Raw genomic sequence first — 26,890 nt, forward strand, 5'->3', positions numbered from 1 at the left:
ACGTTGGAGACGGAGCTCATCCTGGTGCGCGCTGACGGTGAGCTTTTTGATGGCGCTCAGCATGGGAGAAGGGTGCGCACAAGCACCGCAGAGCCGCGCATCGGCTGCTTCCTCCGGGGCACAACTCGCAGACACGATCATTTTCCCTCAGTGCGTCTTTCACAAAGCCAGTGTGTCAGAGGCGCTGGAGTTTCTCCAGGTCAAAAGCCGTGACCTGGATCCTGCCAAAAGAGGTGTGAGCTTCCTGGCCGGGGACGCGGTGCGGAACAGCCCGGTGAAGATCACCATGAACTGCCATGATGTGCCCTTGAGCGAGCTGCTCGACTATCTGGCGCATCTGGCGGGACTGGAGATCGTCGTGCAGGCCAGCGGTGATGTGAAAGTCACCTCGTCTGCGAGGATGACGCCGCCCTACCTCGCCAGCGCGGCCACGCAGCGGCAGCTGGACCAGGTGGCCGTGGTGCTGCCGCAGATGCGTTTTGAGAAGGCCAGTCTGGGAGAGGCGCTGGAGTTCGTCAGAGTCATCACTGAAAAGCAGAAGCCAGGCCAGTCGAAGATGCACATCTTGTTAGACCCGGCGCTGGATGCGGAGAAGCCGCAGATCATCAGTGATGTGCTGGACGTGACCGTCGCGGATGCGCTGGTCTACATCGCCGCCGTGGCAGATGCGGAGGTGATCTGCATGAGGAATGCATTCTACATTCAGCCGGCCGCCCAGCCTAGGGGAAAGCTAGCTGATGGAAGCCTGCCTGATCTAGGAACTCCTGGAAAAGCGGTGCTCCCGCGGATGCCTTTTCAAGGTGCGACCCTCCGTGAGGCCATCGATTTTTTGGTGAACAGAAGCCGTGACCTGGACCCGGAGAAAAAGGGAGTTCGCATCCTGATCGATGAAGAAACTCGGAAGGCGGCGGGCAAGATTACTCTGGACAGTCATGACGTGACCCTCGAGCGCGCTCTGATGCAGGTGGCGGCCGTGGCCGGCGTGGACATCTACCAGCTCCGCGGTGCGGTGAGACTGCGCATGCCGCGCTGAGAGCTGTGGGAAACAATTTCTCGCCCGCACAGACAGACCCGAATGAAACCCCGAGGCAGAGGCGCCCAAAAATCTGCGGATAAGGTGCAACTCCTGCCTGCTGGTTCCGAATGCACTGGCGAACCCTGACATCCATCCCCGTCCGCACTCTCTCCAACTTCACTCCCATGAACCTCAACTCCCTGCTCAAAACCCTCCTCTTCATGTCTGTGGCATCAATGGCTGCCGCTCAGAATGCCAGCCCCCCAGATAAGCCACGCCCGCCGCAGCAGGCGGAGTTCATCCGCACGGTCAACGCGCGCTACCAGACTTCCGATGGTCTTTCGGATGGCCAGCGGCGGATGGAGAAGGGCACCATTCTGGATGTTGTCAGCCAGGACATCGGCACCGTGGTGCTGGACTATGGAAAGAGCCGCCTTGTGGCCTCGAAGTCAGATGTGAGACTTTTTGACAAGGAACCCAGCCTGCAGGCCACCAAGCCGGGCTTTAAAACCGGCCAGATTGTCATCATCAGCGCGTCGTATTCCCTCCATGGCAACGCGCCGCGCAACGTGAAGAACCGGCTCAAGACTTACCTTCCTGACAAAGGCATGCTCACAGCGCCGCTGATCTTTCCTGTGAGCGATGATCTGAGCACCGCCGCCGCGAACGCCCAGTTCATCGCCCTGCCCGGTGTGAGCACCCAGGTGGTCATTGCCACGCGGAAGGGGGCCGTCGTCGTCCAGACACAGAGTCCCGGCCAGATCGTGGCCACCTCACCCAACCGGCTGGTGGTGGAGTATGAATACCTCGGCAAGCGCTACCGCAAAGTGGGTGTTGAAGGCAAGGACATGACACTGCCCTGAATGCGAGGCTGAAAGCGCCAGCCATCGCATCGCTCCAATCATGTCGGATACGAACGGTGCAACCACGCCCGCGATCCTCATGATCTGGTATTGTTCCGGTGTCTGACATCCTTCAGGGCAAAATCTGTATCCATCTGCAACTCCCGTCCACGGATCCCGAATGCACCCGGCGAATCCTCTTTTGTCTCTCTTATGAAACTATCGTTCGTCTGTCTTCTGACCTCTCTTTTTCTCTCCAGCAGCTTGCTGGCCGTTGCACCTGCAAATGACAACAAGGCCAATGCCACCCTCATCGCCGGTGCGAATGTGGTGGTGAATGACAACTGTGCTGAGGCGACCGTGGAACCCGGTGATTTCGCCCAGAAAACCATGTGGTGGCAGTGGACGGCGCCCGCCAGCGGCACGGTAGCGCTTGATATCGTGAACAGCGGCGCTCCGCACCTGGCGCTCCAGGTCTGGCTCAAGGAAACCTCAGGGGCCGTGACCGGACGCGTGGCCTATGATGATGGGGAGATGTACAACACCGGCTATCGCCCTTCCGTGGGATTCTCCGTGGTGCAGGGAAGCACCTACCTGATCGGACTCGGCACCGTGAACACCTCCGCCACGACCAGCTTCCGCCTGGAGCTCATTCTCAATGGCAGTCACGTGATCTCCAGCATGCCATTCAACGGCTCCGTGACCATGGCGAATGATTTGTTCAGCCAGCGGATCACACTCACCGGCAGCCATGCTGCCAGCATGGCTTACAATACCTCGGCCAGCATCGAGGCAGGTGAGCCCGCTGAGGCCGGCATCCGCACCTTCTGGTGGAGCTATACCCCGACCGCCAATGGCCGCCTCAGTCTCTCCACGGTGAATGGCGATGCCATCAGCAAGAACATGGGCGTGTATATCGGCACGGTGGTGAACAGCCTGAAGTTGCTGGAAAGCAAGTCCACCAGCTATGGCTCCGGTGATCTCTCCATCACCCTTCCCGTGACTGCTGGAACGACCTACCAGATCAGCCTGGGCAGTTTTGAAAGCGTCAGCACTTCAGGCGCTCTAGTGCTGACCCTGGCGCTGGACGCGAATGCGGACGTCTCCGGTCTCACGATCCCGAACCAGGCCACGCTGGCCAATGACATGTTTGTGGCACGCTCCACGCTGAGCGGGTCCTATGTCAGTGGCATGGGGTATAACCGTCCGGCCACCATCGAGGCTGGCGAGCCGTCCGCGCTGGGAACGCGCACACTGTGGTGGACGTATCGGCCGGCTTCGGACGGCCGTCTCTCCATCACCACGGATGGCAGCACGCTGCACAGCAAGAACGTCGGCGTCTATCTCGGCAACAGTGTGTCCTCGCTGAAGGAAGCGGCCTTCCGCACCACGAGCTACGGCAATGAGAACCTGACCTTCTCCTTCCCGGTCACGGCGGACACAGACTATCAAATCGCTGTCGGCGCCTTTGCGGATGAAGTGGGCCATGTGATCCTCACTCTGCAGCTTGATGCCGCCGCCGATGTGACGGACCTGAACATCCCGAATCCCGCGAGCACTCAGAACGATGCTTTTGCACAGCGCATGCTGCTGACGGGCAGGGAGGTGAGTGCTATTGGTTATACCGCGAGTGCCACGAATGAGATCGGCGAGCCGGTGACATCGGGTGCGCAGAGCCTGTGGTGGACCTATCGTCCGCCGGCTGCAGGCAGGCTGGTCATCAGTTCTCAAGGCAGTGACAACTTTGCCAAGACGCTGGCCGTCTATCTCGGCACAAACCTCAACGGTCTGCGCCTCGTTGCCAACCTCACCAACCAGTACAACTCGTCCACGGGGAATCTCGTCACCCTCAGTTTTCCGGTCACGGCCAATACGGACTACCAGGTGAGCCTGGGGAACCTTGATTCCAATCAGGCGGGAGATGCTGCGGTCATCAGCTTCAGCCTCGATGACGACAGTGATGTCAACGACCTGAACCTCGGCGCGCCTGCGACGGCGATCAATGACCTCTTTGCCAGCAGCACCCCCCTCACGGGCTCCGTGGTCAGCGGCATCGGCTACAACACTGGTGCGGTGCGTGAAGCGCTGGAACCCGCCGCCACCAAGGAACGCACGCTGTGGTGGAGCTGGACCGCACCGAGCACCGGCCTCGCGATGGTGGACACGACGGGCAGTGATGCCATTCAGAAATGGGTCAGTGTGTGGACGGGCAATAGCCTGAGCGGATTGAGCCAGGTGGCCGTGTCGACACGCTCGCAGGCTCCAGGCGTGCTCTTCCCCATCACGCAGGGAGAGACCTACCGCATCGCGGTGGGCAATGACTCCAGCAGCAGCCTAACCAATGGTAGCGTCATCATGTCCATCGTGTCTGCCTCGTCTTCACCCGTGCTTGTGGCACCGCTGGCCTCACGTTTCATCCCGGTGGGGCAGCCTTTGGTGCTGAATGCCACTGCCGGCGGCCTGGGGCTGTCCTGGCAGTGGAAGAAGGGTTCCACCACGCTGAGCAACATCACGCCTAACTTCACGGACATCTTCCCGGACCTTTCTGATGCCGGAACTTACTCCGTCACAGTCGCCGGTCCTGGCGGCAACACCGTCAGCACGGCGAACATCGGCATCATCAACACCGCCCCTCAGGGGGTGACGGTTCATGAAGGGCAGGACCTGCAACTCGAAGTGCAGGCACAGGGGCCTGGGCTGGGTTATCAGTGGTTCCGCGATGGCATCTCCCTCACTGCCAGTGAACGAGTCACGGGTGTGGCGGGGGATCAGCTTTCCATCACCGGCATGACGGCCTTGGACGCGGGGGACTATCACTGCGTGGTGTCCATGCCGGATGCCGTTAACCCGAACAACCGCATCACCATGAGCAGCGGTCTATTCACCGTGACTGGCAACTATCGTGCCGTGGCCTTTGGCGGACCTTATGTCTGGCAGGTGGGCCGCAATATCACGGAGGTGCTCGGCAAGCGCTTTGGCCCAACCAGCTTTAAGATCACGGGCCTGCCTGCGGGTGTGAGCTATGGTACGGCCACCGGCCAGCTTTCCGGCAACCCGACCGCCGCGGGAACGGGCTTCTTCAAAGTGATCGCCTCGAAGGATGGCGTCGCAGGACCTGAGCGCAGCATTGCCTTCACGGTCATTGCGCTGGATGCCGATGCGCTCGGCACTTTCAATGGCCTGGTGACACGCAGTGACACCTTTCTGGATGCCAAGTATGGCGGCAGCATCAATGTCGTGACGACCACCAGTGGCAGTTTCACCGGCACCATGAAGCTCGGCACCACCGCACACCCGCTCAAGGGGCGTCTCCTGGATGGTGGAGAAGGCACCGCCTCTGCCGGTCTCGTGCTCACCCGCAAGGACAAGACCACCTTCACGCTGAACCTGACGGTCGATCTGGATGACGGCCATCTCACGGGCACGCTGGTGGACGGCAGCAAGAACACCACGGTGGAGGCCTGGCGCAGCATCTGGACGAAGAACCTCAGCCCGGCAGCGCTCTCGACCACTTACACCGCCGCGCTCATGCCTCCGGAAGCTCCTGAAGGCGAGACTGCGACCTACCCGCCGGGAGATGGTGTCAGCTTCATCAGCATCAGCAGCCTCGGTGTGGTGACCTGGAAGGGCACGCTGGCAGATGGCACCGCCATCACCGCCAGCACCACGATGGGGCCTGGCGGTCAGATCCCGCTCTTCACCATGCTCTACACCGCGGCCGCTCCCGGCAGCATCACGGGATGGATGACTGCCGCAAAACAGGGGTACAACGATCCGCAGCTCGATGGCACCGCCCATTGGAGCAAGAGCCGGCAATCCTCGGGCAGCATGGCTTACAAAAATGGCTTCACCGCGCATGATCTCACCGTGGGCGGCAGCAGCTTTGTGAAGCCCCTGGCCAACATGATCATCCTTGGTTTGGATGACCAGCCTGGCAACGCGCAGATCAGCTTTGGCCAGGGCGGTCTCTCCCAGCAGGCCAGCACCTCTCTGCAGATCAGCCTGGCCAACAAGCCCGTCCTCACCGGGGCCACGCTGCCGAAGCTGGCCATGACTCTGAATGTCAGCAGCGCCACGAATCTCGGCCTCATCACCGGCAGCTTTGAGCTCGCGGAGGCACCACCTTCCAAGGTGAAGCGCACCGTGAAGTTCACCGGTGCGGTGGTGAACCGCCTCGGCGCTGGCGTGGGTCACTTCCTGCTGCCGCAGCTTCCGGTCTCCAGCAGTTCTCCTGTTCTCTCCGGCTGGATGGAGCTGGAGCCAGCGGACTGAAAAATGCCTCGTGAGATCTGCAACTCCCGTTCCGAAATTCCGAAAGTCCCAGACACCATCTCTCCCGAGTCATGTCTGAACCTGAAAACACCCCGCCACCCTCCACGCCTGATCCTGCAGAGTTGTTAGGCCGCGCGCTGGAGTCCCACGCCGCCACCGGACATCCGCAGGACTGGGCGCCGCCGAGCCCCCAGGCCTTGCAGATGCAGCTTCAGGGGTATGTGGTGAGCCAGTTTCTGGCACGCGGCGGCATGGGCGCGGTGTATCGCGGCGTGCACGTGTCCCTGGACCGTCAGGTGGCCATCAAGATCCTCCCGCCGCAGCTTCGTCATGGAGATCCGCAGTATGCCTCGCGTTTCAAGCAGGAGGCACGCGCCATGGCGCAGCTCAATCATCCCGGCATCGTCAGTGTGTATGACTTCGGCCAGATGGCGGACGGCACTCTGTACTTCATCATGGAGTTCATCGATGGCACGGACGTGGGCCAGATGGTGCTGAAGCAGGGCCGCCTGAGCTCCGCGCATGCCATGGCCATCACCGCGCACGTCTGTGATGCTCTGCAATACGCGCATGAGCGCGGCATCGTGCACCGGGACATCAAGCCCGCGAACATCATGGTCGGCTATGATGGCCGTGTGAAGGTGGCAGACTTCGGCCTGGCGAAAAGTGTGCTCCAGGCGGACACCGGCCTGACCCAAAGCGGTTACGTCATGGGCACGCCCCACTTCGTGGCGCCTGAGGCGCTCATCATCGGCATGCAGGTGGACCACCGGGCAGACATCTATGCCGTGGGTGTCATGCTCTACCAGATGCTGACTGGCAAGGTGCCGCGGGGTTTGTTTGAGATGCCCTCACTCCAGGTGCCGGGCCTCGATCCCCGCTATGACCAGATCATCGCCCGCTCCATGCGTGAGGACCGTGAGCAGCGCTTTCCCAGCGTGCTGGATCTCCGCCGTGCGTTGGACGGGATCCTCACGCAACCGGTGCAGAAGTCCGGGCGCGTGCCGCAGGCGGCGGAGCTCCATGCCTCGTCTCAGGAGGCCACGGTGCAGAGCCCGCAGCCGCCGGTCAAGCCACCCGCAAGCTCACGTCAATCCCGGTCGCCGCAGGCATCCAGAGCAGCTTCAGCGGTGAGAAAGAAGACTTCGAGCAGCTGGTGGTGGGTGGCTGCCCCGGTGGCCGCATTGATCCTGGGTATTCTGACATCGAACAAATCACCAAGCCCTGTGATCATCCGCGCGCCGGAGACCGCCACTCAAGAGCAGCCCTTCGTGAACAGCCTGGGGATGTCTTTTGTCCCGGTGCCTGGAACCCGCGTGCTCATGTGCCAGCACGAGACCCGCCGCCAGGACTACCAAACCTACGCGGAAGAAACACCTGGCACCGATGAATCGTGGCGTAACCAACAGTTCAATCACAAACCGTGCGGTCACCAGGATGACCATCCCGTCCTCGGTGTCAGCTGGACCGATGCCAAGGCCTTCTGTGAATGGCTCGGGAAAAAGGAGAAGCTGAAAGTGCGTCTGCCCACCGACAGGGAATGGAGCCAGGCGGCAGGCATCGCCAAAGACGAGACGTGGGATGCACAGAGCACGCCCAAGAGCCGCGACTGCGTCCTGAAGACGTATACCTGGGGACCTGCCCACCCTCCGAGAAGCGCGGAGGTGGAGGGAAACTACGGAGACGCGACCTACGGTGCCGATCAGAGCGGGGAGCCCTTCATCGAATGCTATGATGGGTTTCCGACCACCGCGCCGGTGAAGAGTTTCCATGCCAATGGCTTCGGCCTTCACGACCTCGGCGGCAATGCCCGCGAATGGGTGGAGGATCTTTGGGACACAGGCTCCAGCGATCACGTGCTCCGTGGCTCCGCCTGGCACAGCACTTTTTGGAACGGCATGGTCACCTCCCGGCGGCAGGCGGCACCGGCAGACACACGCAGTTATGAGACAGGCTTCCGCTGCGTGATCGAGATGCCAGAAGTCTTTCCTGACCAGCTGATGCCGAAAGTTGTCAGCCCGTTTTCCCCTGTGGATGATCCCGCCTTCGAAAAGCAGCTGGGCAGCTACTCCTGGAGAATGCGCCAGAAGGACTGGGTGGCCTACTTTGGCCCCAATCATGAGGCGCTGGTGCGTGAGGGAGACGAGTACCGCATGTGGCACTGGTGGGTGGTCGGGCCACGAACCATCCATGTGCAGTTTGCCTCCCAGGCCGCGCAGTTTGACCCTGGTATCGGAGAAGACCGCAGGGTGGACCCCGACATGACCACCATGACCCGTCTGTCTAATAAAGAGGTCGTCACCGATCGTGACCGGAGCATCGACCCCGCTTCGCTTGGAAGCGAGGACGGATTCATCACCTTGTTAGGCCGTGAAGGAACCGATGGCTGGACCTACTCCGGCCCTCCTGGCGCCGGGATCAGCCAGGCAGACGGCATCACCTCCTTCGCCGCACGCCCGGCCGGGGACAAGGTCGGCATGTTCTGGTATTCGAAGCGGACTTTTGCAGACTTCGTGCTGCGCCTCGACTTCAAGATCACGGACTTCCAGAAGAACTCAGGCGTGCATCTGCGCCTGCCGGCCTTGGTGCCAGGCGGCCAGCCAACCCCTTATTCGCAGGGGGCGGAAGTCGAGATTTTTCACCAGAACACGGGTCGCATTCCCTTCGTCTCGGGAAGCACCTCACGTCCGCCCCGACTCATCATCGGAGACTGGAACACCTACGAGATCACCGCCAGGGGGCCTGAGGTCACGGTCAATCTCAACGGCGTCCACGTGCACCAGCAATACAATACTCCGGGCACCTCCGGATACATCGGCATCCAGGACTATGATGACAACCTGCCCATGGAGTTCCGCAACGTCCGCATCAAAGACCTTTCCGGTCCAGCGGCTGCCAGTCCCTCCGCATCCAGCGCAGCCGCCTCCGCAACGGCTGACCAGCTTCCCTGCACAACGTCGGGACGTCTCGAGGCTCTGCGCCGCACAGGTGGCAGCCCGGAGATCGAGCGCGCGGTGACCGCAGCTCTTGAGTATCTGAAGTCCAGACAAAATCCCGATGGCTCCTGGGGCACGGAAGGTCGTGCAGGAAAAACAGCGCTGGCCCTCATGGCCTATGCGGGGCGCTGTGAGACACCCGACTCAAAGTCCTACGGTGACACCGTGATTAAGGGCTTCATGTTCCTCATCGAGACTGGGAGAAAAAACAGCAACGGCAGCCTGGTCGCTGACTCAGCCGGACCTCATGCCGTCACGGAGCACTGCATGGCAGCCGAAGCTCTCGGGCAGGCATATCTGGCAGCACGCCGTGGAAGCAAGATGCTCCCCGGGATGCGCGAGGTGTTTGAAAACGCAGTCCGCCTCATGATTGAGGTGCAGTCCTCCGCTGCAAACGCCGGCGCAGGCAGCGGCCTCGCTCTCGCATGGCAGGCTGAGGTGTTGAACACGGCCAGGCTCACCCATTTGAAATTCACCGGCCTGGGGGAGTGCTCGGGTCGTGTGGCGCTTTTGCTCCAGCAGGCGCAGAATGCCGATGGCGGTTTCGGCAGGCAGCATTCTCAAGGAGTGCCGCTGGACCGCTCCAAGATGGATCTGCATGCCGTCTTCCAATCGACACGTGCCTCGTTCAAAGCGGGCGGGGATGAATGGCTGTCCTGGCACAAGCAGATGCTTCCCCAGCTCCTCGCCACCTTGCAGCCAGACGGCTCCATCTCCTGCCCGCCGTCTGCCTTGATGCGCGGAGATGCTGTGGACAACACCGCCCTGGGCGCCCTGACGCTCGAAACCTACTTTCAAGACATGCCGGATCCCCGGACCACACGCTGACGGCCTAACCAACTGTTCCAGGCCAGTTTCGAAGATTCCTCTCAGACAGCCTTTTCCCACTCTCTCCTCATCTCCATGAAACTGTCGCTGATCACTCTGCTCCTCTTCTTTCTGGTCGCGGTCACCGCGCTGGCAGATTCGCCTTATCGCACCTTCACGAATAACCAGGGCAAGCGGATCACCGCCTCCGTGGTGTCTTCAACCGGCAGCCAGGTGGTCCTGCGCACTCCCGATGGAAAACAGTACACGCTGCCCGTCTCTTCCCTGAGCACTCCTGACCAGCTTTTCCTGCGTAACCGAGGCGGACAGGGCGGCATGCCTGGGCCGCCAGGGGCTTCCTTCCCGCCGAGAGGCATGCCCGGAATGCCAGGGCCAGCTCCCGCGCCTGTTCCGTCATCCGTGCCGCCGCCGGCTCCAGTCTCAGCAGGAAACACATCCGGCATGGACATCAACTATGCCGGCATGACCCTCGCACCCGGCTGGATGCCACAGCGCAACGAGACCAAGCGCGAACTGCTGCGCAGCCTCGCCTTCTATGCGAAGGCCACGCTCGGGAACACTGCCCCAGGAAAAGAGCCGACCCCCAGCACGGTGGGCGGCTTCTCCTGGCTCCTGCCGGTGAACCAGGCCATCGCCCGGCTGCCGGGAGGCTCTTTTAAACTGGGAGAACGGAAGGTGGAATACACCTGCTTTCCGGCGGCCTCGCTCACACTCCTGAGTTACGGCGGCAGCTTCACTGACCAGGGGAAGAACTTCAATGTGCTGCACCTGCTGCTGGATGCGAAGCTCTGCGTGGTCAGTGTGGAATTCGTGCAGCAGACTCCGAAGAAAGGCCTGCTCTATGAAGTGGATGGCAGCATGGAACCCTACTACAACTTTCTGACCCTGACGAACAATGCCAGCAGCAAGAAAGAGGTGGTCTATGCTTTGCAGAATCCCTCCTCGGCCGTGACGATGATCCAGACCGTCTTCCGTGACCGAGGCTTCGGCGGTGGTGGTGCCCTGATGCCACCTGGAATGCCGCCCATGCCAGCTATCCCCGGACAGCCTGGTGGCGGCCCTGGCATGCCTCCCGGCGTGGCGAAAATGCCACAGGACCCCAGCCTGTTTCCCGGCAAGGTCTACGAGTATGTCCACTGGTATCTGCCCGCACCGCTTGCCCGCTGCATTCTCAAGATCGCGGAGAAAAACGGCGTGCAGGCACAATAACTTCTTTAAAGCTTCGGGCGCCGCTGCCAGACACTTGTCCACAAACCTTGGTTAGGCGCTGCCTCGCCTCCCGGCTCAAGCTCATGAAATTTGTCGCGCCCTGCTCATAAAACCGTTACTCCAAGTGCAACTCTCTCTCGCCACTTCCCGAAGATTCCTGGCGAACCCTGCATCACCTCATGTCCGACTCCCCGTCTGATTCCTCCGACGCGACCACGATCATCTCCTCCCACGCTCCCGGCTCACCGGCTCCCACGCCGGAGGAGTTGATGCGCCGGGCCTTGGAGTCCTCGGTTTCAGGCGCTGCGCATGGCTGGAAGGCTCCCACCGTGGAAGAAATGACGGCGCTGCTGCCGCAGTATGAGATCAGCGCGCTCATTGATCGTGGCGGCATGGCCGCCGTCTATCTCGGCCGGCAGCCGGGCATTGACCGCGCCGTGGCCGTGAAGGTCATGCCCCCTGAGTTCGCTGCGGACCCGGAGTTTGTGGCACGTTTCCGCCGTGAGGTGCGCACGCTCGGCAGGCTGCAGCATCAGGGCATCGTCAGCGTGTATGAGAGCGGGCAGACCGGCGCCGGGCATGTCTATTTTGTCATGGAGCATGTGGCCGGCGGAAACCTGGCCCGGCTCATTCACAGCGCTGGCCTGACCTCCGAGCAGGCGCTGGAGCTGACCATGCAGATCTGCGAGGCGCTGCAGTATGCGCATGCGCAGGGGGTGATTCATCGCGATATCAAACCACAGAACGTCCTCATGACTCCGGATGGCCGGGCGAAGCTGGCGGACTTTGGCCTCGCGCGTCCCATGCACCCCGAGGCCACCGGCTTAACCAAAAGTCATGTCAGCATGGGCACGCTGGCCTACATGGCTCCTGAGCAGTGCGCGGGGCTGGAACTGGACCAGCGCGCCGACATCTACGCACTCGGGGTGATGCTCTATGAGATGCTCACGGGGTCACGCCCTCAAGGCGCCTTTGAGCCGCCCTCTCACAAGGCCCGTGTGGATGTGCGCCTGGACGAGGTGGTGATGAAGGCCATGCGCCAGGAGCCTGAGCGGCGCTACCAGCATGTCAGCGAGCTTCAGCAGGACGTCAGCAGCATCCGCGAGGCCACGGCGCGCCCCGCGCAACCCTACATCAAGCGTCCGAAAAAGTCCTCCAACCTAGCCAATTGGATCGCAATAGGTGCCACGGTGCCCGTGCTGGCTTTCTTTGGCTTCATCACCTGGGAGACGATGCACGACAACAAGGAGTGGAGAAGCCTTCCTGCTCCCGAGGAGCCCGTGGCAGATGCGACCCCGGTCACTGAGCCGCCTGCGCTTGTGACGAAGGCTCCCGAGCCTGCGGCTGTAACTCCACCCGCTCCAGAGCGGGTGGTGGAAGCACCCGCCGCGCCGAAGCTCGGTGACGATCTGGCCTCACGTGTCTTCGTGCTGCTGCGTGACCGCTGCGGTGAATGCCATAGCGAGAGAGCCGAGTCGCCGGATGAGTTTGCCATCATCGAAAACTTCGCCGCGCTGAGGACGAGTGACTATCTCAACCTCAAGTCGCCTGAAAGCTCCATGCTCTATGTGCAGGTGCGTGATGGAGACATGCCGCTGAAGACCCAGGCGGATCGCGAGGCGAAGCGCAAACCGGTGCCTTTCACGGATGACGAAAACGCCCTGCTGCTTTCCTGGATCAAGGCCGGTGCCCCTGATCCTGGCAGCAGCGCCATCGCAGCAGCTGCACCTGCCGTGACAACGACTCTTCCAGAACCAGCCCGCGCGGTGGTGAGCCTCGCGGCGGAGGTCCGCGCGGTGATGGACGATCTGCAAAGCCTGCCCGCCGAAGTGGCAGCGGACACGCGCTATGTCTCGCTGGCCGCGCCCCATAACAACAGCCGCGAGGTCAGCGTGAAGCAGCTCGACCTCATGCGCCAGGGAGTGCGCAAGGTATTGAACAGCCTCAGCACGAATCCGCGCATCGCCACCTTTCAGGAAGTGGGGCCGGAGAAAGTGCTCTTCCGCGTCCGCCTGCGTGATCTCGGCTGGGATGCCATGCTTTGGGACCGCATCACCTCGTTCTACCCTTTTGCGGTGGAGACCAGCCTGAGCGCGGCCCTGCACATCAAGACGCCGGTGGTACGCGCGGACTGGCTGGCCGCCACGGCCACGCGGGCACCTTTATACCATGATTTGTTACGCCTGCCGGATCACCAGCAGGAGCTGGAGGCAAAACTCGGCGTGAGTGTGTTTGCGAACCTGGCGGCAGGCGAGGCACTGCGCTCCGGCTTCACCAAGAGCGGCGTGTCACGCCACAACCGCCTGGCGGAGCGCCATGACATGCGCGCCTACAGTGGATACTACTGGTTAAGCTATGATTTCAAGGAAAGCGGCGGCCGCGCGAACCTGCACACGAATCCGCTCGGTCCGGATGCCGCGCATCTGCTCGGCGGCACACGCGCCTTTGAGCATGCGGGCGGGGAGATCGTGTTCTCACTGCCGAACGGTTTGAACGGCTACTACGTCAGTGATGTGACCGGCAAACGCCTGGATGGCGCGGTGCCCACGGAGATTGTCAGCGACCGCACCAACATCACCGGCCGCGCCGAGGTGAGCAATGCCATGGCCTGCATGATCTGCCATGACCAGGGGATCAAGCAGCTCCCTCGTGATGAGATCCGCCCGCTGGCCAAGACCTATGGAGCGGATGAGCAGCGGCTGGTGGAGATGCTGCATCCCCCGCAGGACAAGATCGACTCAGTCGTGAACGAGGACACTCAGCGCTTCCTTGCCGCATTGAAGTCCGCAGGCATCACCGCCGAGGGTGGAAGCGAGCCAGTGAGCGCGCTCTTCAAGCACTATGACCGCATCATCACCCTGGCAGAGGCTGCGGCGGAGACTGGCCTAACCGTGGATGATTTTCAAAAGCAGCTCGAGCCGCAGATCGGCCTCTTTGATGTCAAAACGCTGCTGGAAGGTGATGGGATGAGCCGCGAGCACTTCCTCGACAAGTTCGCGGACATTATCACCCGCCTGAACTTCGGCACTGTGCGTGGCTCCGTGGTGCTTCCAGGCCTGGACATCGCGGGTCGTGAGCCGTCACCGGGTCGCGGGCGGCCCATCGCCGTGAAGCTCAGCTCGGACAAGACGCACTATCGTGCAGGCGAGATCCCGATCATCCGCATCCAGGCCTCGCAGCCCGCGCATCTTCGCCTGCTGTATCAGGATGCCAGCGGTGCCATCGTCACCCTTTTCCCCAACGCACTGATGCCGGATGACCGCATCCCTGGCGGTGGCCAGTCTTTCCAGATCATGCCGGCGCGCAGCCAGAAGAATGCCGCGCAAGAGGTGGCTATCGAGATCACAGGCCCGCCCTTCGGCATGGAGCAACTCGTGGCCGTCGTGAGTGACCGTCCGTTTGCGGATGGTGAGAACTATGGGATGCACATGAGCAAGGGCGCGACCTTCATGGAGGAGAGTTCCAAGGACATCCAGTCTGTCATCACCAAGGCAGCGCGGCTCATTGCGCGTCCTGCCTCCAGTGACACGCCTGCGGCTATCACCTCATCTGCATCATCGTCATCTTCCGCTCATGCAGCTCTCACTCGCACCAGCCGGCCTGCACGCGGCTTGGATCGCGTCGTGCTCCACACAGCTCCGTAATGCGCCGCTCTCTCTTCTCCCGAACTTATGAAATCGCATTCGCTTATCGCCATGCTGCTTTTGCCGTTAGGCCTGCTGGCCCAGGAAACGCCGGAAAAATCGGTGCGCATCATCACCCGTGATGCCACCACACCCGCTGGCGAGCCACGCGTGGCCTTGATCATGGGCGTGTCTGAGGTGGGCTCCCCGATCTTCGGCAGCCTGCCGGGGATCAAGCAGGACCTCGGCCGCATGAAGGCCACGTTGGAGGCGGCGCAGTTTGAGGTACATGTGGTCACGGAGCCGACTCTGGTCGAGGCACACAAGGCCATCGATGATTTCGGTGACCGCCTGCTCGCCACCAAGGGCGTGGGGCTTTTTTACTTCAGCGGCCATGGTGGTGAATACAATGGCGCGAACTATCTCATCCCCAAAGGAGCGCGCATCACCAAGCCCGTGGATGTGATGCAGGAGGCCATTGCGGCCAAGCGCGTGATTGGTCGCATGGAGGGCCAGGGCACGCGGGTGAACATCATCTTCCTCGACTGCTGTCGCAATGACCTGACGAAGTCGGCCGGGGGGCCTGGTCTGGCCGTCATGCAGGCGCAGGGCACCTTCATTGGCTTTGCCACCGCATCAGAAATGACCGCCGCCGCTTCCATGAATGGCAGTCCGTACACTACTGCCTTGTGCAAGTTTATGACGCAGCCCGGACTGAGCATCAGTGACATGCACACGCGTGTGACGTCCGAGGTGAAAACCGTGACGCGTGCAGCTGGCGCGGAGCAGACTCCTTTCATGAACTCCGGGCTGAGTGACCTCTTCTACTTCATGCCCGGTGCTGCCGACCTGCCGCCTCCAGGCGCCATGCCGCCCGTCATGCCTGCCGGCGGCGGAATCGCTCCGGTGGATGTGAAGATCAGCGCTTTTCAACTGGCTCCGGGGGTGGAGATGAAGTTCGTGCACTGTGATTCTGGCAGCTTTTATCTCGGCAGTCCCAACGACGAAGCCGGGCATGGCGATGACGAAGCTGCGGGCTTTGTGAGGTTGACCAAGGAGTTCTGGATCGCGCAGACGGAATGCACCCAGGCGCAATGGCAGGCCGTGATGGGCTCAAATCCGAGCGAGTTCAAAGGCCCCAACCAGCCCATGAACAACGTGAGCTACAATGATGCCATGAACTTCTGCCTGCGCATGAATGCCGCGGTCAAACCCAAGGATGGGTGGAGGGTCAGCCTGCCTACCGAGGCCCAGTGGGAGTATGCCTGCCGGGCGGGAACACAAAGTGCCTTCAGCTTTGACGCGAGCTGGGCAGACCTCTGGATGCACGGCAACTATGCGGACAAAAGCTACACGCAGTTCACGCACGGGGACAAGACCCACAGCGATGGCGTGGGCAACAGCACGGCCGCCGTGGCGACCTACCGGCCGAACGCGTGGGGTCTCTATGACATGCATGGGAATGTCTGGGAGTGGTGCGTGCATCCCTACTACAAGCAGCAGGTCGTGGGTGATGATCCCTGGGGCACAGCGAATGTCGCCAGCATGAACCGTGTGATGCGTGGGGGTTCCTGGATGACCACCTATGACAAATGCCGCAGTGCCAGCCGCTCTCCCGGTCCTGCGGAGACGCGCAGGAACTCCATCGGCTTCCGTGTGGTGCTGGTGAAGGGCTGACGGATGACGAACAGGCCGCCACCTGCAATGCAGAACTATCCTTGCCTGCAGCCCCGTGGCTGAATAGCATCCGGCCCATTCTTTTCATCGCTCCCGTCCTCCATGTTACGCTGCCTTGCCGTCCTTTTCGCCTGTGTGTTTTCCACCCGGGCAGGCACGTTGCCGTCGGTGGAGTCCCGACCGCTCACCGCAGCGGAGCAAATGCCGGCGGGGCTGGACAAGTCCGACTGGTCCGGCATTCGAGAAGCGTATGAAGCGGGCCGGCATGAGTTCCTCAAGCAGAAGGATGGCAGCTATCTGGCGCGGAACCCAGGTCTGGGCTGGACGATGACTTTTGATGAGCACGGCTTCACCGCACGACCTGAGGAGGGCACGTGGGAGTGGGGGCTGGAGCTGGAGTCAGGCCAGACGAGGCCTAACCAGGAGTCCTTCGAGAGGAAGAGCGGCTCGAACCGCCTGGAGGCGCGGCTCGGCCCCGTCATCATGGAGTGGTTCGTCAATGACTCACGCGGTCTTGAACAAGGCTGGACGCTCACCGCCCCCGCCGAGATCCGGCTGCGAGTCCGTGGCGGGCTCAAATCCGATGTCTCTGCGCAGAGCATCACCTTCGGCGGTCAGATCACCTACTCAGGCCTCAAAGCCTGGGACGCCAGAGGCAGGATCATCCCCACTCATTTCGAGGCCACCGCGGAAGGTTTTGCCGTGCGCTATGATGACACCGGCGCCCAGTATCCCCTAACCATTGATCCGATGGTGGGATCTGTGTATTTCAATGCGCATCAGATGTCGGAAGGTGACGGTTTCGGAAGCTCAGTCGCCGTTTCGGGAAACACGGCGGTGGTCGGGGCGCCTTGGGAGGACGGTAGTTCGGCGGGGGTGAATGGCGCCGTGAACGAGAATGCAACCTCCGCCGGGGCGGCTTATGTCTTTGTGCGCAGCGGTTCGGCCTGGAGCAGGCAGGCGTATTTGAAAGCTGGCACCTTGCATGGAGGCGATAATTTCGGCTGGTCCGTGGCCATCTCAGGAAATACGGTCGTGGTCGGAGCCCTGGGCGAGGCCAGCAGCGCGACCGGAGTGAATGGCACTGGCTCGGATCAGTCGGCACCTGGTGCTGGCGCAGCTTATGTCTTCGTGCGCAACGGCACAACATGGACCCAGCAGGCCTATTTAAAGGCGAGCCAGGTTACGGCAGAAGATCGCTTTGGCTGCTCTGTGGCCGTTTCGGGAGACACGGTAGTGGTTGGAGCCTACGCGGAAGATGGCGGCTCGACAGGAGTGAACGGCACGCCTGATGAGGCGCTTGGCCTCGATGGAAACGGGGGTGCCGCCTATGTGTTTGCGCGCACAGGGACGACTTGGAACCAGCAGGCGTATTTGAAAGCCCACCAAGTCTCGATGCATGACTGCTTCGGCTACTCTGTGGCCGTCTCGGGAGACACCGTGGTGGTCGGGGCCTACGGAGAGGATGGTGGCGCGACAGGGGTGAACGGCCCGGTGGACGAACTCCAGGAGGGCGCAGGAGCGGTCTATGTCTTCACGCGCAGCGGCACCGAATGGGGCCAGCAGGCGTATCTGAAGGCCAGTCATGTCGAAGCGGGTGATTTCTTTGGAGATTCGGTGGCGATCTCGGGAGACACCGTGGTGGTCGGGGTGCCTAACGATGACAGCAACAGCACTGGCGTGAACAGTACGCCTAACTGGATTCTTGGCAGGGACGGAGATGCCGGTGCGGCTTATGTGTTTGTGCGCAACGGCAGTTCGTGGAGCCAGCAGGCGTATTTGAAGGCCAGACAGGTTTCCGCAGGGGATTATTTTGGAAGGTCGGTGGCCATCTCGGGAGACATGATTGTGATCGGGGCACCCGGAGAGGATGGCGGCGCGACAGGGGTGAATGGCACGCCCGATGAATACTTTGGCCAAAACGGTAACGTGGGCGCGGCGTATGCCTTCGTGCGGTATGGCGCCATCTGGAGCCAGCAGGCATATCTGAAGGCCAGTTATCTGACGCATGGGGACAATCTCGGCGTCAAAGTGGCCGCCTCGGGAGACATTGCGCTGACAGGGATACCTGCGGAAGACAACCGTGAAATACTGCCCTACCCGGGTATGGTTGATTCTGGCAGGGCCCTGGCTTTTAGTGGACTCGGTGCCACTCCGCCGGTCATCACCAGCATCAGTCCAGTCTTGGGGAGGACGAGTGGCGGCACCCAGGTCATGATCAGGGGGACTGGTTTTACGGGGTTGGGCTACAGCAAGGTTTCCTCAGTGACCTTCGACGGCATTGCTGCCACGGAGATCACGCTCGTGGATGACATGACGATCTCCTGCAAAACACCCGCTCATGCTGCGGGCACGGCCCAAGTGGTGATCACCACTCCGCCGGGCGGTGTCACGGCTCCAGGCACGGTCTACACCTATGCCATGATCAACAGCAGACCCAGCTTCACCCTGCCCGCCGAAGGGATGGTGAGCGCGGGCGCCGTCTGGAAAGTTCAGCCGAATGCGGGCAGGCGGGAGTGGGTCTCCATCGCATCATCAGCGGATGGAATGAAGCTGGCGGCGGTGGCATACCTCGGCCAGATCCACACGTCGACGGACTCTGGAGAGAGCTGGACGGCGCGAGAGCAGAGTCGAAAATGGCGGTCCATCACCTCCTCGGCCGACGGAACAAAGCTGGTTGCAGTGGCCCATGACGACCGGATTTACACCTCGACCGACTCTGGAGAGAGCTGGATTGGACGGGAGAGCGGCCGGAGCTGGTCTTGCATCGCATCGTCAGCAGATGGCACGAAACTGGTGGCGGCAGAAGCCCATGCTGCCCCGAATGCTTCCGGACGGATTTACACCTCCACAGATTCTGGCGCGAACTGGATCGTGCAGCCAAATACTCCGAGGAACTGGACGGCCATGGCATCGTCGTCCGATGGGACAAAGCTGGTGGCGGTCACAAGCACCTCGAACCCTTCCTTGTCCCCTTACGGCTGGGTTTGTGTCTCGAATGACTTCGGGGCCACGTGGAGCCCGTGGCAAAGCCAGGGTGAGAATCTTTGGTTCTCGGCCGCTTCATCCGCTGATGGAACGAAGCTGGCGGCACTAGGGGCACAGCTTTGCACATCGGCCGACTCCGGAGTGAACTGGGCCCGATCGTTGTTTAACCCGTCAGGGAACGCCATCGCCTCCTCCGCTGACGGGACAAGGCTGGTGGCCGTGGCCAAAGACTCTGTTTATACTTCAATAGATTCTGGGGTGACCTGGAAAAGATGGTCGACTCGCCGGAATTGGACTGCCGTTGCTTCCTCGGCAGACGGCACCAAGCTGGCGGCGATCAGTGATAGTGAAATCTGCACGTCCAGAGAGGTGTGTCACACCATCAAGGTTCAGGCAGACCGCGGCGCGGTCACCGCCGCCAGCCTGGTGACAAACATCTCCGCAGGTCCGCCCAGTGATGCGGGGCAGACCGTCAGCTTCGTGGTCACGAATGACAACCCTGCCCTCTTCAGCAGCCAGCCAGAGATCAATGGCAGCGGCACCTTGACCTTTACTCCGCAGCCCACCGCCTGCGGCACGGCTACAGTAGTGGTGACGGCTGTGGATGATGGGGGCACGCTTCATGGGGGGCTTGACACAAGTCCGCCGCAAAGGTTCACGATCACCACCACCACTGGCATTTCAGTCACCGGCAACGGCATGAGCATCACTCACGCAGACCTGACGCCGTCAGCTGCTAACCATACGGACTTTGGCACAGTGTCGCTGACTCGTCAGCAGGTGACACACCGCTTCACCATCGCCAGCGCAGGGGCTGCTCCTCTCAACCTGACAGGGATGCCTTCGGTCCAGATTACCGGTGCTGCGGCTAGAGATTTCACCGTGACCACCCAGCCAGACGCTTCTTTGTCCCATGGAGGTACGGCTTTTTTTGACATCAACTTTGACCCAACTCTGCCTGGCGTCCGAACCGCCATGGTGAGCATCCCCAGTGATGATCCGGCCCTGCCGGTCTTCAGCTTCGCCATCTCAGGCTTTGGAAGGGTGGACAAGCTGCGGAGCCAAACCATTACCTTCTCACCGCCTGCAGCGCTTCACGTGGGCCAGGGTGTGCTGATCCTGAATGCGTCCAGTAGTTCTGGGCTGCCAGTCACGTTCGACCTGGTCCCGGACCAGGCGTCCGGGAACTACAGCTACACGCAGGCTTTGCTGCGCGGCCGCTACCTCTTGCCCTACTATAGGGGAACTGTGAAGGTCGCGGCCTCGCAGGCTGGTGATGGTCGCTATGCTCCGGCACTGGCCGTGGTGAGGACGATCATCGTTCACGGAACTCCTGGAAACACCACACTGGCTGATCTGACACACGTCTACGATGGCAGTCCCAAACCTGTCTCCGTAGTTGGCTTGGGGCCGGCCGTCACCAGCATCACTTACGAAGCAGGCGGCATCAAGGGGCCCGCCGCTCCCGTGGCCGCTGGCAGCTACAAGGTGGAGGCATCGTCAGGAGGGAGAACTGTGACCGCTTCCCTAGTCATCGCCAAAGCCCCGCTCTACGTTACTCCGGACGACCAGCGCAAGTTCGCTGGCCAAGCCAATCCAGGCCTAACCTACAAGATCACAGGTTTTCGTGGCACGGACACGGAAGCTGTGGTGACCAGGATGCCGGTTTTGAGGACCACTGCGGGGCCGGCCAGCCCGGGCGGAGAATACGCCATCACGGCCAGCGGTGCCGAGGCTCGGAACTACACCTTTGTCTACCAGCAGGGCACGCTTGTTGTGGACAGCTTTGCTGGCAGTTATGATGCGCTGATGGTGGACGGAGCCCGCATGCCTGTCGGCAAGCTCGCCATCACCGTGGCAGCTTCCAACACAGCCTTTTCCGCCAGCCTCACCACCGCTGCGGAGAGTTCGGCCGTCTCCTTCGCGGGCAGCCTTGTCACCAACCCCGCGCTGGAGCAGGCCGCCGGCAGCGCTACCATGATGAAGTCCGGCGTTCCTTATGCGATCCAGTTCACTCTGCCTCTGAAGGGCAGGGTCACCACCAGTGCCACACGTGATGGCACAGCCCTTGGCAGCGCCATGGATGGCCAGAAGCTCAGCACTAGCAGCGTGCTGCACGCAGGAGTTCACACCGTTGTTCTGGAACCTGCCAGCCCACCCGAGGCCCATGTGCCTGCCGGCGCGGGCTGGGCCACCGCTGCCATCAGTAGCAAAGGCGTGCTGACACTCACAGGCAGACTGGGGGATGGCACCGCATTCATCAGCAGCGTCTCACCCGATGAGATGCTGGATCCTGGCTATCGCATCTTCCTGCAGCCGTATCTCGACATCACCAGCCAGACAAAACCGTCGGGCGGCCGCCCGGCGCTTCCCGGCACGCCCAAGTTCACGCCGCGTCCGCAGTGCTTCCTGGCGGGCAGCTTTGAATTGATCTCACACCCGTGGCTGCTCAATCGCCGCCATGTGGTCGCTGCTGGCATGATCTGGAAGAAATCCGGCCTTTCCACGGATGCTGGCTACCGCGGCGGTTTCGGCCCCGTGAATACCGTGCTCTTACTCGACCCCTGGCAGAAGCCCGTCCCTGCCACCAAGACCACGCCTGCCGTCACATTGCCGCAGCGTCTCGGCCTCAGTGTGCCTGACTTCACCGTCACGCACAGCGCCAGCGGCAGTGCTTCCGATGCAGAGCTGCCCGTCCGCCTGGCCATCAGTTCCACAAACGCCGTCAGCGTGCTGTCGCCTTCCATCAACCTAACCAAATGGAAGACAACCAGCTTCAATGCCACCAACGGCACCTTCACCGGCAGCTTTGAGCTCACCGATGGAGCCCTCAAGCGTCCGGCGACCTTCAGCGGCGTCCTCCGCCAGCCTGCGGACAGCCAGGATGCACTCATCGGAGACGGCCACTACCTTCTGCCACCCATGACCGGCACGGAGAAAAGCACGGGGGAGATCAATTTTCAGAGGCCCTAGATGCAGCATCAGCAATCCGTCATCTCCGTACTTCCGTGCATTGAAGCTGCTGCATGCTGACGTGGCTTTTTTCTGGAGGAGTGAAGTTTTTTCCGCCTCGGCCGCAACTCCATACCAGTAGATCCGAAGAACCTGATGCCCCGAGCATCCTTATGTCCTCTCCCGTCTTCTCCCATCCCTGTTTCCTGAGCCTCATCACCTGCCTGCTAATGGGTTTCTCCGCCGCAGCCCGGGCGCAGAACGCCAGCCGCTTCATCCAGGATCTCACCGGTCACATCTGGTCATGGAAGGCAGGCATCACAGACACCCAGGTCATCTTTGAGCCGGACGGCACTCTGCTCATGAAGGGCTCTTCTCAACCGAGCCGCTGGCAGCAGACAAACAGCACCAGTGTGAAGGTGCTTCAGCCTAACGAAAAAAGCCTCGAGCTCACCTTTGCCCAGGACCTGATGACCTTCGCCCAAAACGGCAATGCGGAAGGAGCCGTCAAGGGCCAGCGCCTCGGCCAGCGGACTGTCACCTCCCCCAGTCAGGCCAGACCCGCTGCCGCAGCCGCTGTGCGTCCGCCGCCCCATCCCACGCAGATGAGCCTCAGCGCGGACTGGCTGCCGCTGAACGTGCACACGCGCAAGGTGCTGCTCAACAGCATCGAGTTTTACAGCCTCGAGGTGCTCGGCGGCAAACGTGACGCTCCGGAGGTTTTGCCGGATACCGTCTGGGCGGGTGTGAAGTGGCTCATGCCGGTGAAGGAGGCCATCGCCATGCTGCCGCGTGGAGCCCGGCGTCAGCGCGAGTTTGATGTGATGAACCTGGCCTTTCCGCAGCATTCACTGCATGTGCACATGTGGGCCGTCGAAGGAGGCCAGGCCATCCAGGACCGCTGCAACCAGTTTAAATACATCAGCTTCATCACCGACCTCGACGAGCGTGTTGTGGGCCTGCAGCTGGTCAATCCCAGCCCCAAGTACGTGAACTGGGAATCGCCTGGTCCTGAAGGAGTGCGCGAGCCTTACTACAACTTCATCGAGGACCGCTACAATGGCAGCACCCGGAACTGCGTGCCCTATCAAGTGCGTGAGGCGGGCAGGGGAGTGAAGCTCATCAAGACTGCTCTCTACAAGCAACCCGATCTTGGCTTGCCGCGGTGGTGGCGTCCCGGCCACTGCCCCGGTTACACCCAGCTCGCCACGGACGAGTATGGCGAAAGTGTCCACTGGTACCTGACCGCTCCCCTTGCGAAGAAGCTCCTGGAAATCGTGGACGCGATGCGCAGGCAGGGCCTGGATGACAAATGAGGCTCTGTCATAGGGGCGTGCTCTGCATCCGTCCCCGCGGCATAAACCATGCTCCGTCTCACTTGTGAAAGCATGAGCTTTTGGGGCATCAGAACCCCTTGTTATTCAAGGGGAGTACCGGTGGTCGGACTCGAACCGACACGTCCAAAGGACACAAGATTTTGAGTCTTTCTTTTGCTTTTTCGCTCATGTTATATCATGTTAGGTCATGATTACCAATTACCCAGGAGAAACCGCTTCAAACTCCACCAAAGTTCATAACAAGACCGCACGTAAAAGTGCACAGGATAACCCCAAAAGTGCACAGGAAGTGCACAGGACCAAGAAGCAGTATCCCAAGACAGCAGCGGCCTACTGGCTTCCCAAGGTGAAGAAGCCCCAGGACAGCACGCTCTTCGGGGTTCAGATAGCCTACAGGGGCAAACGCCACCGGTTCCCCCTGGAGACGGCGAACAAGGACACAGCCGCTGAAAAGGCCCGTGACATCTACCTTTCCCTCGTGGGGGTGGGCTGGGATGCGACAGTGGAGCGCTTCAAACCCAAAACGGTGAAACGTAAGCAGTCCGCCACGGTCGGGGCTCTCATCTCCGTCGCCTCCCGTTTGTCGTCTGCCCGTCCCACGAGCCTCGAAGCCTATTCCCAGGCCCTACGCCGCATCACGGCTGGCGCTCTTGGAATCGAGGACAAGTTCAAACGGCAGGCCGCCAAGAATGGCAACTGGAAGGCTGCCGTGGATAATACTCCCCTGGAGAAGCTGACACCCAGCCTGATCCTGGAGTGGAAGAACCGCTATTTAAAGGCTGCCAAGACGCCCCAGGCCCGCAATTCGGCTGTCGTCAGCTTCAACGCCCTGATGCGGAACTCCAAGGCACTCCTCTCCAAAAAGCTGCGACCCTTTATCGAAGGTGAGCTGGTTCTCCCTGTCCCTCTCTGGTTCGATGGCGTGGCGCGGGAGAAGGAGCCCTCTCTACGATACCTCTCCAAAATTGATGCGGGAGAGATCCTCGCCGCCGCGCAGGACGAGCTAGCTCAAGACCAGCCTGAGGTGTACAAGGCTCTCCTGCTGACCCTAGTGTGTGGCCTTCGCCGGAGTGAGGCGGACGCGCTGCTGTGGCGGCAGTTTGATTTCAACGCCAGTGTCCTAGAAATCGCTGACACCGAGCACAAGGCGCTCAAATCCAAAGACTCGGCGGGCCAACTGGGATTGGACAAGGAACTCGTGGCCCTGTTTCGGGGTTACAAGACGCGTGCCTCGGGCGAGTTCGTCCTGGAGGAGCCGACGCGGCGGGGTAAACGGCATAAGGTTTACCGGTGTAACATGCACTTCATGGCGCTGATCGTGTGGCTCAAAAAGAAGGGCGTTAGCGGTATTCGTCCAATTCATACCCTCCGCAAAGAGATCGGTAGCATCATCGCCACCCGAGAGGGTATCTTTAACGCTAGCCGGTATCTCAGGCACTCCAATATCTCGATCACCGCGAAGCTCTATGCGGATGTCAAAAAGCCGGTGACGGCGGGGCTTGGGTCTTTTCTGGCGGCACCATTGAAAAATGTGATCGAAGCTAACTTCACAAACGCAAATGCCCTTCAGAAGGAGGCGTCCGCATGAAAAGGGAAGTCCCCGGAATAAGAACCACAAGATTCGATGATCTCTTCGAGCTTCATGAATATCCTGACGGGACAAAAAAGGCGGTCTTGAGCCAGAGCATGGATGTGCGCTTTGTGCGGTTCGCTAAATGGATAGATGCCCACGAGGACTATCTTGGTTTTGCTATCCGGCGCTGCGCAAAGCTGCCTCGCGAAATTCAGGACCTGCGCCCCATAGGAAACCCTTTTGCCGCATTAAAGGTCGGGCGCATGTTGGGACACACATCTGATGTCTTTGCTGTGACAAACGAGGTGTATGACAAAGTGCGTCCCTTCGTTCTGGTGGCGCAACTCTTTCAAGGGGGCTTGGGCGTCGAACTCGGTGAGTATGTTAACTTGACGCAAGCTCAGTCCGCGAAGTCCAAATTGAAGAAGGTGCTTATGCGGAGGTTTGAGACGGCGCTCGATGGACTGCATGAGCCGTATGTAAAGGACAGCACTGATGGAAAGACGAGCATGGTGGAAGCTCAATTCGCGGGCGAAGTTGTTTTTGTGCCCCCTGAGTGCTGGGTCATCGAGACCGTCCGTATGCTGCTGGAGCAAAATGGCGAGTTGCCAACCAAAGGGGAAGTCCAGCAGTTGTATGCTGATAAGAAGGATAGAAAGCTCCTGAGTAAGCGAAAATGGAATGAGGTATGGAAGGCCGCTGGGCTAGATGGGTTGGCTCATGACAAGCCTCATACCCGTGCCACAAAAAACGCCACTATCGAGAAGCGACGACGCGCAGAGAGGGCGGAACGCGCACAAAAGCGCTAACTTATTGTGCGCGTGCTTTCGGGGTGTCCGATGTGCATAGTTGTTGTTAGCCATATTATCTCGCTATCTATCCTAGCGTCACATGACAGACGCTATGAACACAACGACTAACAAATCTGAACCAGCCGCATTTCTCACGACTAACGAGTTGTGTGATCGCTGGAAAGTCTCCGCCATGTTCGTTTGGAGGCATCGCCGCTCTGGAAAACTACCAGTGTATAGATTCAGCTCCCGAGGTGTCCGCTTTTCGATGTCGGACGTTTTGAAATTGGAGGCGGAGGCCCGCGCATAGTTCGGCGGTCATTGGCTGCCTTTATGCACGTCAATGTGCTGTAACGCTTGCTGCTCCAAATCATGGGGCGCGGGGTCCTGAGTGACCCCTGAGTGAGTGCACACGTCTGCATCTCAAACTTCCAAGAACGTATGGTGGACTACATTGTTCATCGGGCTTGCGCTAAGCGCTCCGCCAAATCCCTGGGGAAGCGGCGCGTCCCTCCCACGCCAGGGAAAGGGGAGCGTGGCGCTAGGGCGTATTCAAACGCTGAGCTTGATGCCCTCTGGGCGATGGCTCACTCCACAAAGTGGTTCGGTTTTGCGTCCCTCACTTCAGCTCCCGAGTCCAGGATTAATACTTCGGAACAGTTCTTTCCCATCCTTTCCCAGTTAAAAGGAAATCTAACCAACTGGCATAAGCGGGCTAAAGTGCCTCCCCTGATTGTCGTAACTGAGTTTGATCGAGATCCAGGTTCTGAGGGTGGGCATGCCCACT

At 60.8% G+C, this 26,890-nt stretch carries 12 protein-coding genes; all 12 read left to right on the top strand.

Going from position 1 to position 26,890, the window contains the following annotated elements:
* The first annotated feature begins 61 nt into the window (after positions 1 to 61).
* The 12 genes from BGE01nite_RS24475 to BGE01nite_RS29945 all read left to right on the top strand — a co-directional run bounded on the left by BGE01nite_RS24475 (position 62) and on the right by BGE01nite_RS29945 (position 26,413).
* On the top strand, positions 62 to 1,033 hold the full coding sequence (locus BGE01nite_RS24475; RefSeq protein ID WP_146854701.1) for a hypothetical protein: 972 nt from the start codon (positions 62 to 64) through the stop codon (positions 1,031 to 1,033).
* 167 nt (positions 1,034 to 1,200) lie between these two features.
* Positions 1,201 to 1,878 carry a hypothetical protein gene (locus BGE01nite_RS24480; protein WP_146854703.1) on the top strand — a complete coding sequence of 226 codons (678 nt, stop codon included), beginning with the start codon at positions 1,201 to 1,203 and terminating at the stop codon, positions 1,876 to 1,878.
* Positions 1,879 to 2,070: 192 nt separating this feature from the next.
* A complete protein-coding gene (locus BGE01nite_RS24485) occupies positions 2,071 to 6,129 on the top strand; it encodes an immunoglobulin domain-containing protein (protein ID WP_146854705.1) in 4,059 nt (1,352 codons plus the stop codon).
* A 71-nt stretch (positions 6,130 to 6,200) separates the two neighbouring features.
* Positions 6,201 to 9,953 carry a protein kinase domain-containing protein gene (locus BGE01nite_RS24490; RefSeq protein WP_146854707.1) on the top strand — a complete coding sequence of 1,251 codons (3,753 nt, stop codon included), beginning with the start codon at positions 6,201 to 6,203 and terminating at the stop codon, positions 9,951 to 9,953.
* A gap of 75 nt (positions 9,954 to 10,028) precedes the next feature.
* Positions 10,029 to 11,162 carry a hypothetical protein gene (locus BGE01nite_RS29300; RefSeq protein WP_176601362.1) on the top strand — a complete coding sequence of 378 codons (1,134 nt, stop codon included), beginning with the start codon at positions 10,029 to 10,031 and terminating at the stop codon, positions 11,160 to 11,162.
* Between the two features lie 179 nt (positions 11,163 to 11,341).
* Positions 11,342 to 14,806, top strand: coding sequence for a serine/threonine-protein kinase (locus tag BGE01nite_RS24500; protein WP_146854709.1), 3,465 nt, complete (start codon positions 11,342 to 11,344; stop codon positions 14,804 to 14,806).
* 27 nt (positions 14,807 to 14,833) lie between these two features.
* A complete protein-coding gene (locus BGE01nite_RS24505; RefSeq protein ID WP_146854711.1) occupies positions 14,834 to 16,462 on the top strand; it encodes an SUMF1/EgtB/PvdO family nonheme iron enzyme in 1,629 nt (542 codons plus the stop codon).
* Positions 16,463 to 16,564: 102 nt separating this feature from the next.
* Positions 16,565 to 22,423: an MBG domain-containing protein gene (locus BGE01nite_RS24510; RefSeq protein ID WP_146854713.1), complete on the top strand. Its 5,859-nt coding sequence runs from the start codon at positions 16,565 to 16,567 to the stop codon at positions 22,421 to 22,423.
* Between the two features lie 152 nt (positions 22,424 to 22,575).
* Complete coding sequence (locus BGE01nite_RS24515; protein ID WP_146854714.1) at positions 22,576 to 23,718, top strand: hypothetical protein; 1,143 nt, start codon at positions 22,576 to 22,578, stop codon at positions 23,716 to 23,718.
* Between the two features lie 208 nt (positions 23,719 to 23,926).
* Positions 23,927 to 25,327: a tyrosine-type recombinase/integrase gene (locus BGE01nite_RS24520; protein ID WP_146854717.1), complete on the top strand. Its 1,401-nt coding sequence runs from the start codon at positions 23,927 to 23,929 to the stop codon at positions 25,325 to 25,327.
* Positions 25,324 to 26,121 carry a hypothetical protein gene (locus BGE01nite_RS24525; protein ID WP_146854719.1) on the top strand — a complete coding sequence of 266 codons (798 nt, stop codon included), beginning with the start codon at positions 25,324 to 25,326 and terminating at the stop codon, positions 26,119 to 26,121. Before BGE01nite_RS24520 ends, BGE01nite_RS24525 begins: the two co-directional genes overlap by 4 nt.
* Positions 26,122 to 26,215: 94 nt before the next feature.
* Positions 26,216 to 26,413, top strand: coding sequence for a helix-turn-helix transcriptional regulator (locus BGE01nite_RS29945; RefSeq protein WP_170267028.1), 198 nt, complete (start codon positions 26,216 to 26,218; stop codon positions 26,411 to 26,413).
* Positions 26,414 to 26,890: the final 477 nt, after the last annotated feature.

The organism is Prosthecobacter gellanilyticus (assembly GCF_007992435.1).
In the GTDB taxonomy this organism is placed as follows: domain Bacteria; phylum Verrucomicrobiota; class Verrucomicrobiia; order Verrucomicrobiales; family Verrucomicrobiaceae; genus Prosthecobacter; species Prosthecobacter gellanilyticus.

Coding starts and splice junctions, on each gene's coding strand:
- BGE01nite_RS29300 (WP_176601362.1), top strand. CDS start 10,029: ATGAAACTGTCGCTGATCACTCTGCTCCTCTTCTTTCTGGTCGCGGTC.
- BGE01nite_RS24485 (WP_146854705.1), top strand. CDS start 2,071: ATGAAACTATCGTTCGTCTGTCTTCTGACCTCTCTTTTTCTCTCCAGC.
- BGE01nite_RS24515 (WP_146854714.1), top strand. CDS start 22,576: ATGTCCTCTCCCGTCTTCTCCCATCCCTGTTTCCTGAGCCTCATCACC.
- BGE01nite_RS24505 (WP_146854711.1), top strand. CDS start 14,834: ATGAAATCGCATTCGCTTATCGCCATGCTGCTTTTGCCGTTAGGCCTG.
- BGE01nite_RS24500 (WP_146854709.1), top strand. CDS start 11,342: ATGTCCGACTCCCCGTCTGATTCCTCCGACGCGACCACGATCATCTCC.
- BGE01nite_RS29945 (WP_170267028.1), top strand. CDS start 26,216: ATGAACACAACGACTAACAAATCTGAACCAGCCGCATTTCTCACGACT.
- BGE01nite_RS24475 (WP_146854701.1), top strand. CDS start 62: ATGGGAGAAGGGTGCGCACAAGCACCGCAGAGCCGCGCATCGGCTGCT.
- BGE01nite_RS24510 (WP_146854713.1), top strand. CDS start 16,565: ATGTTACGCTGCCTTGCCGTCCTTTTCGCCTGTGTGTTTTCCACCCGG.
- BGE01nite_RS24520 (WP_146854717.1), top strand. CDS start 23,927: ATGATTACCAATTACCCAGGAGAAACCGCTTCAAACTCCACCAAAGTT.
- BGE01nite_RS24480 (WP_146854703.1), top strand. CDS start 1,201: ATGAACCTCAACTCCCTGCTCAAAACCCTCCTCTTCATGTCTGTGGCA.
- BGE01nite_RS24490 (WP_146854707.1), top strand. CDS start 6,201: ATGTCTGAACCTGAAAACACCCCGCCACCCTCCACGCCTGATCCTGCA.
- BGE01nite_RS24525 (WP_146854719.1), top strand. CDS start 25,324: ATGAAAAGGGAAGTCCCCGGAATAAGAACCACAAGATTCGATGATCTC.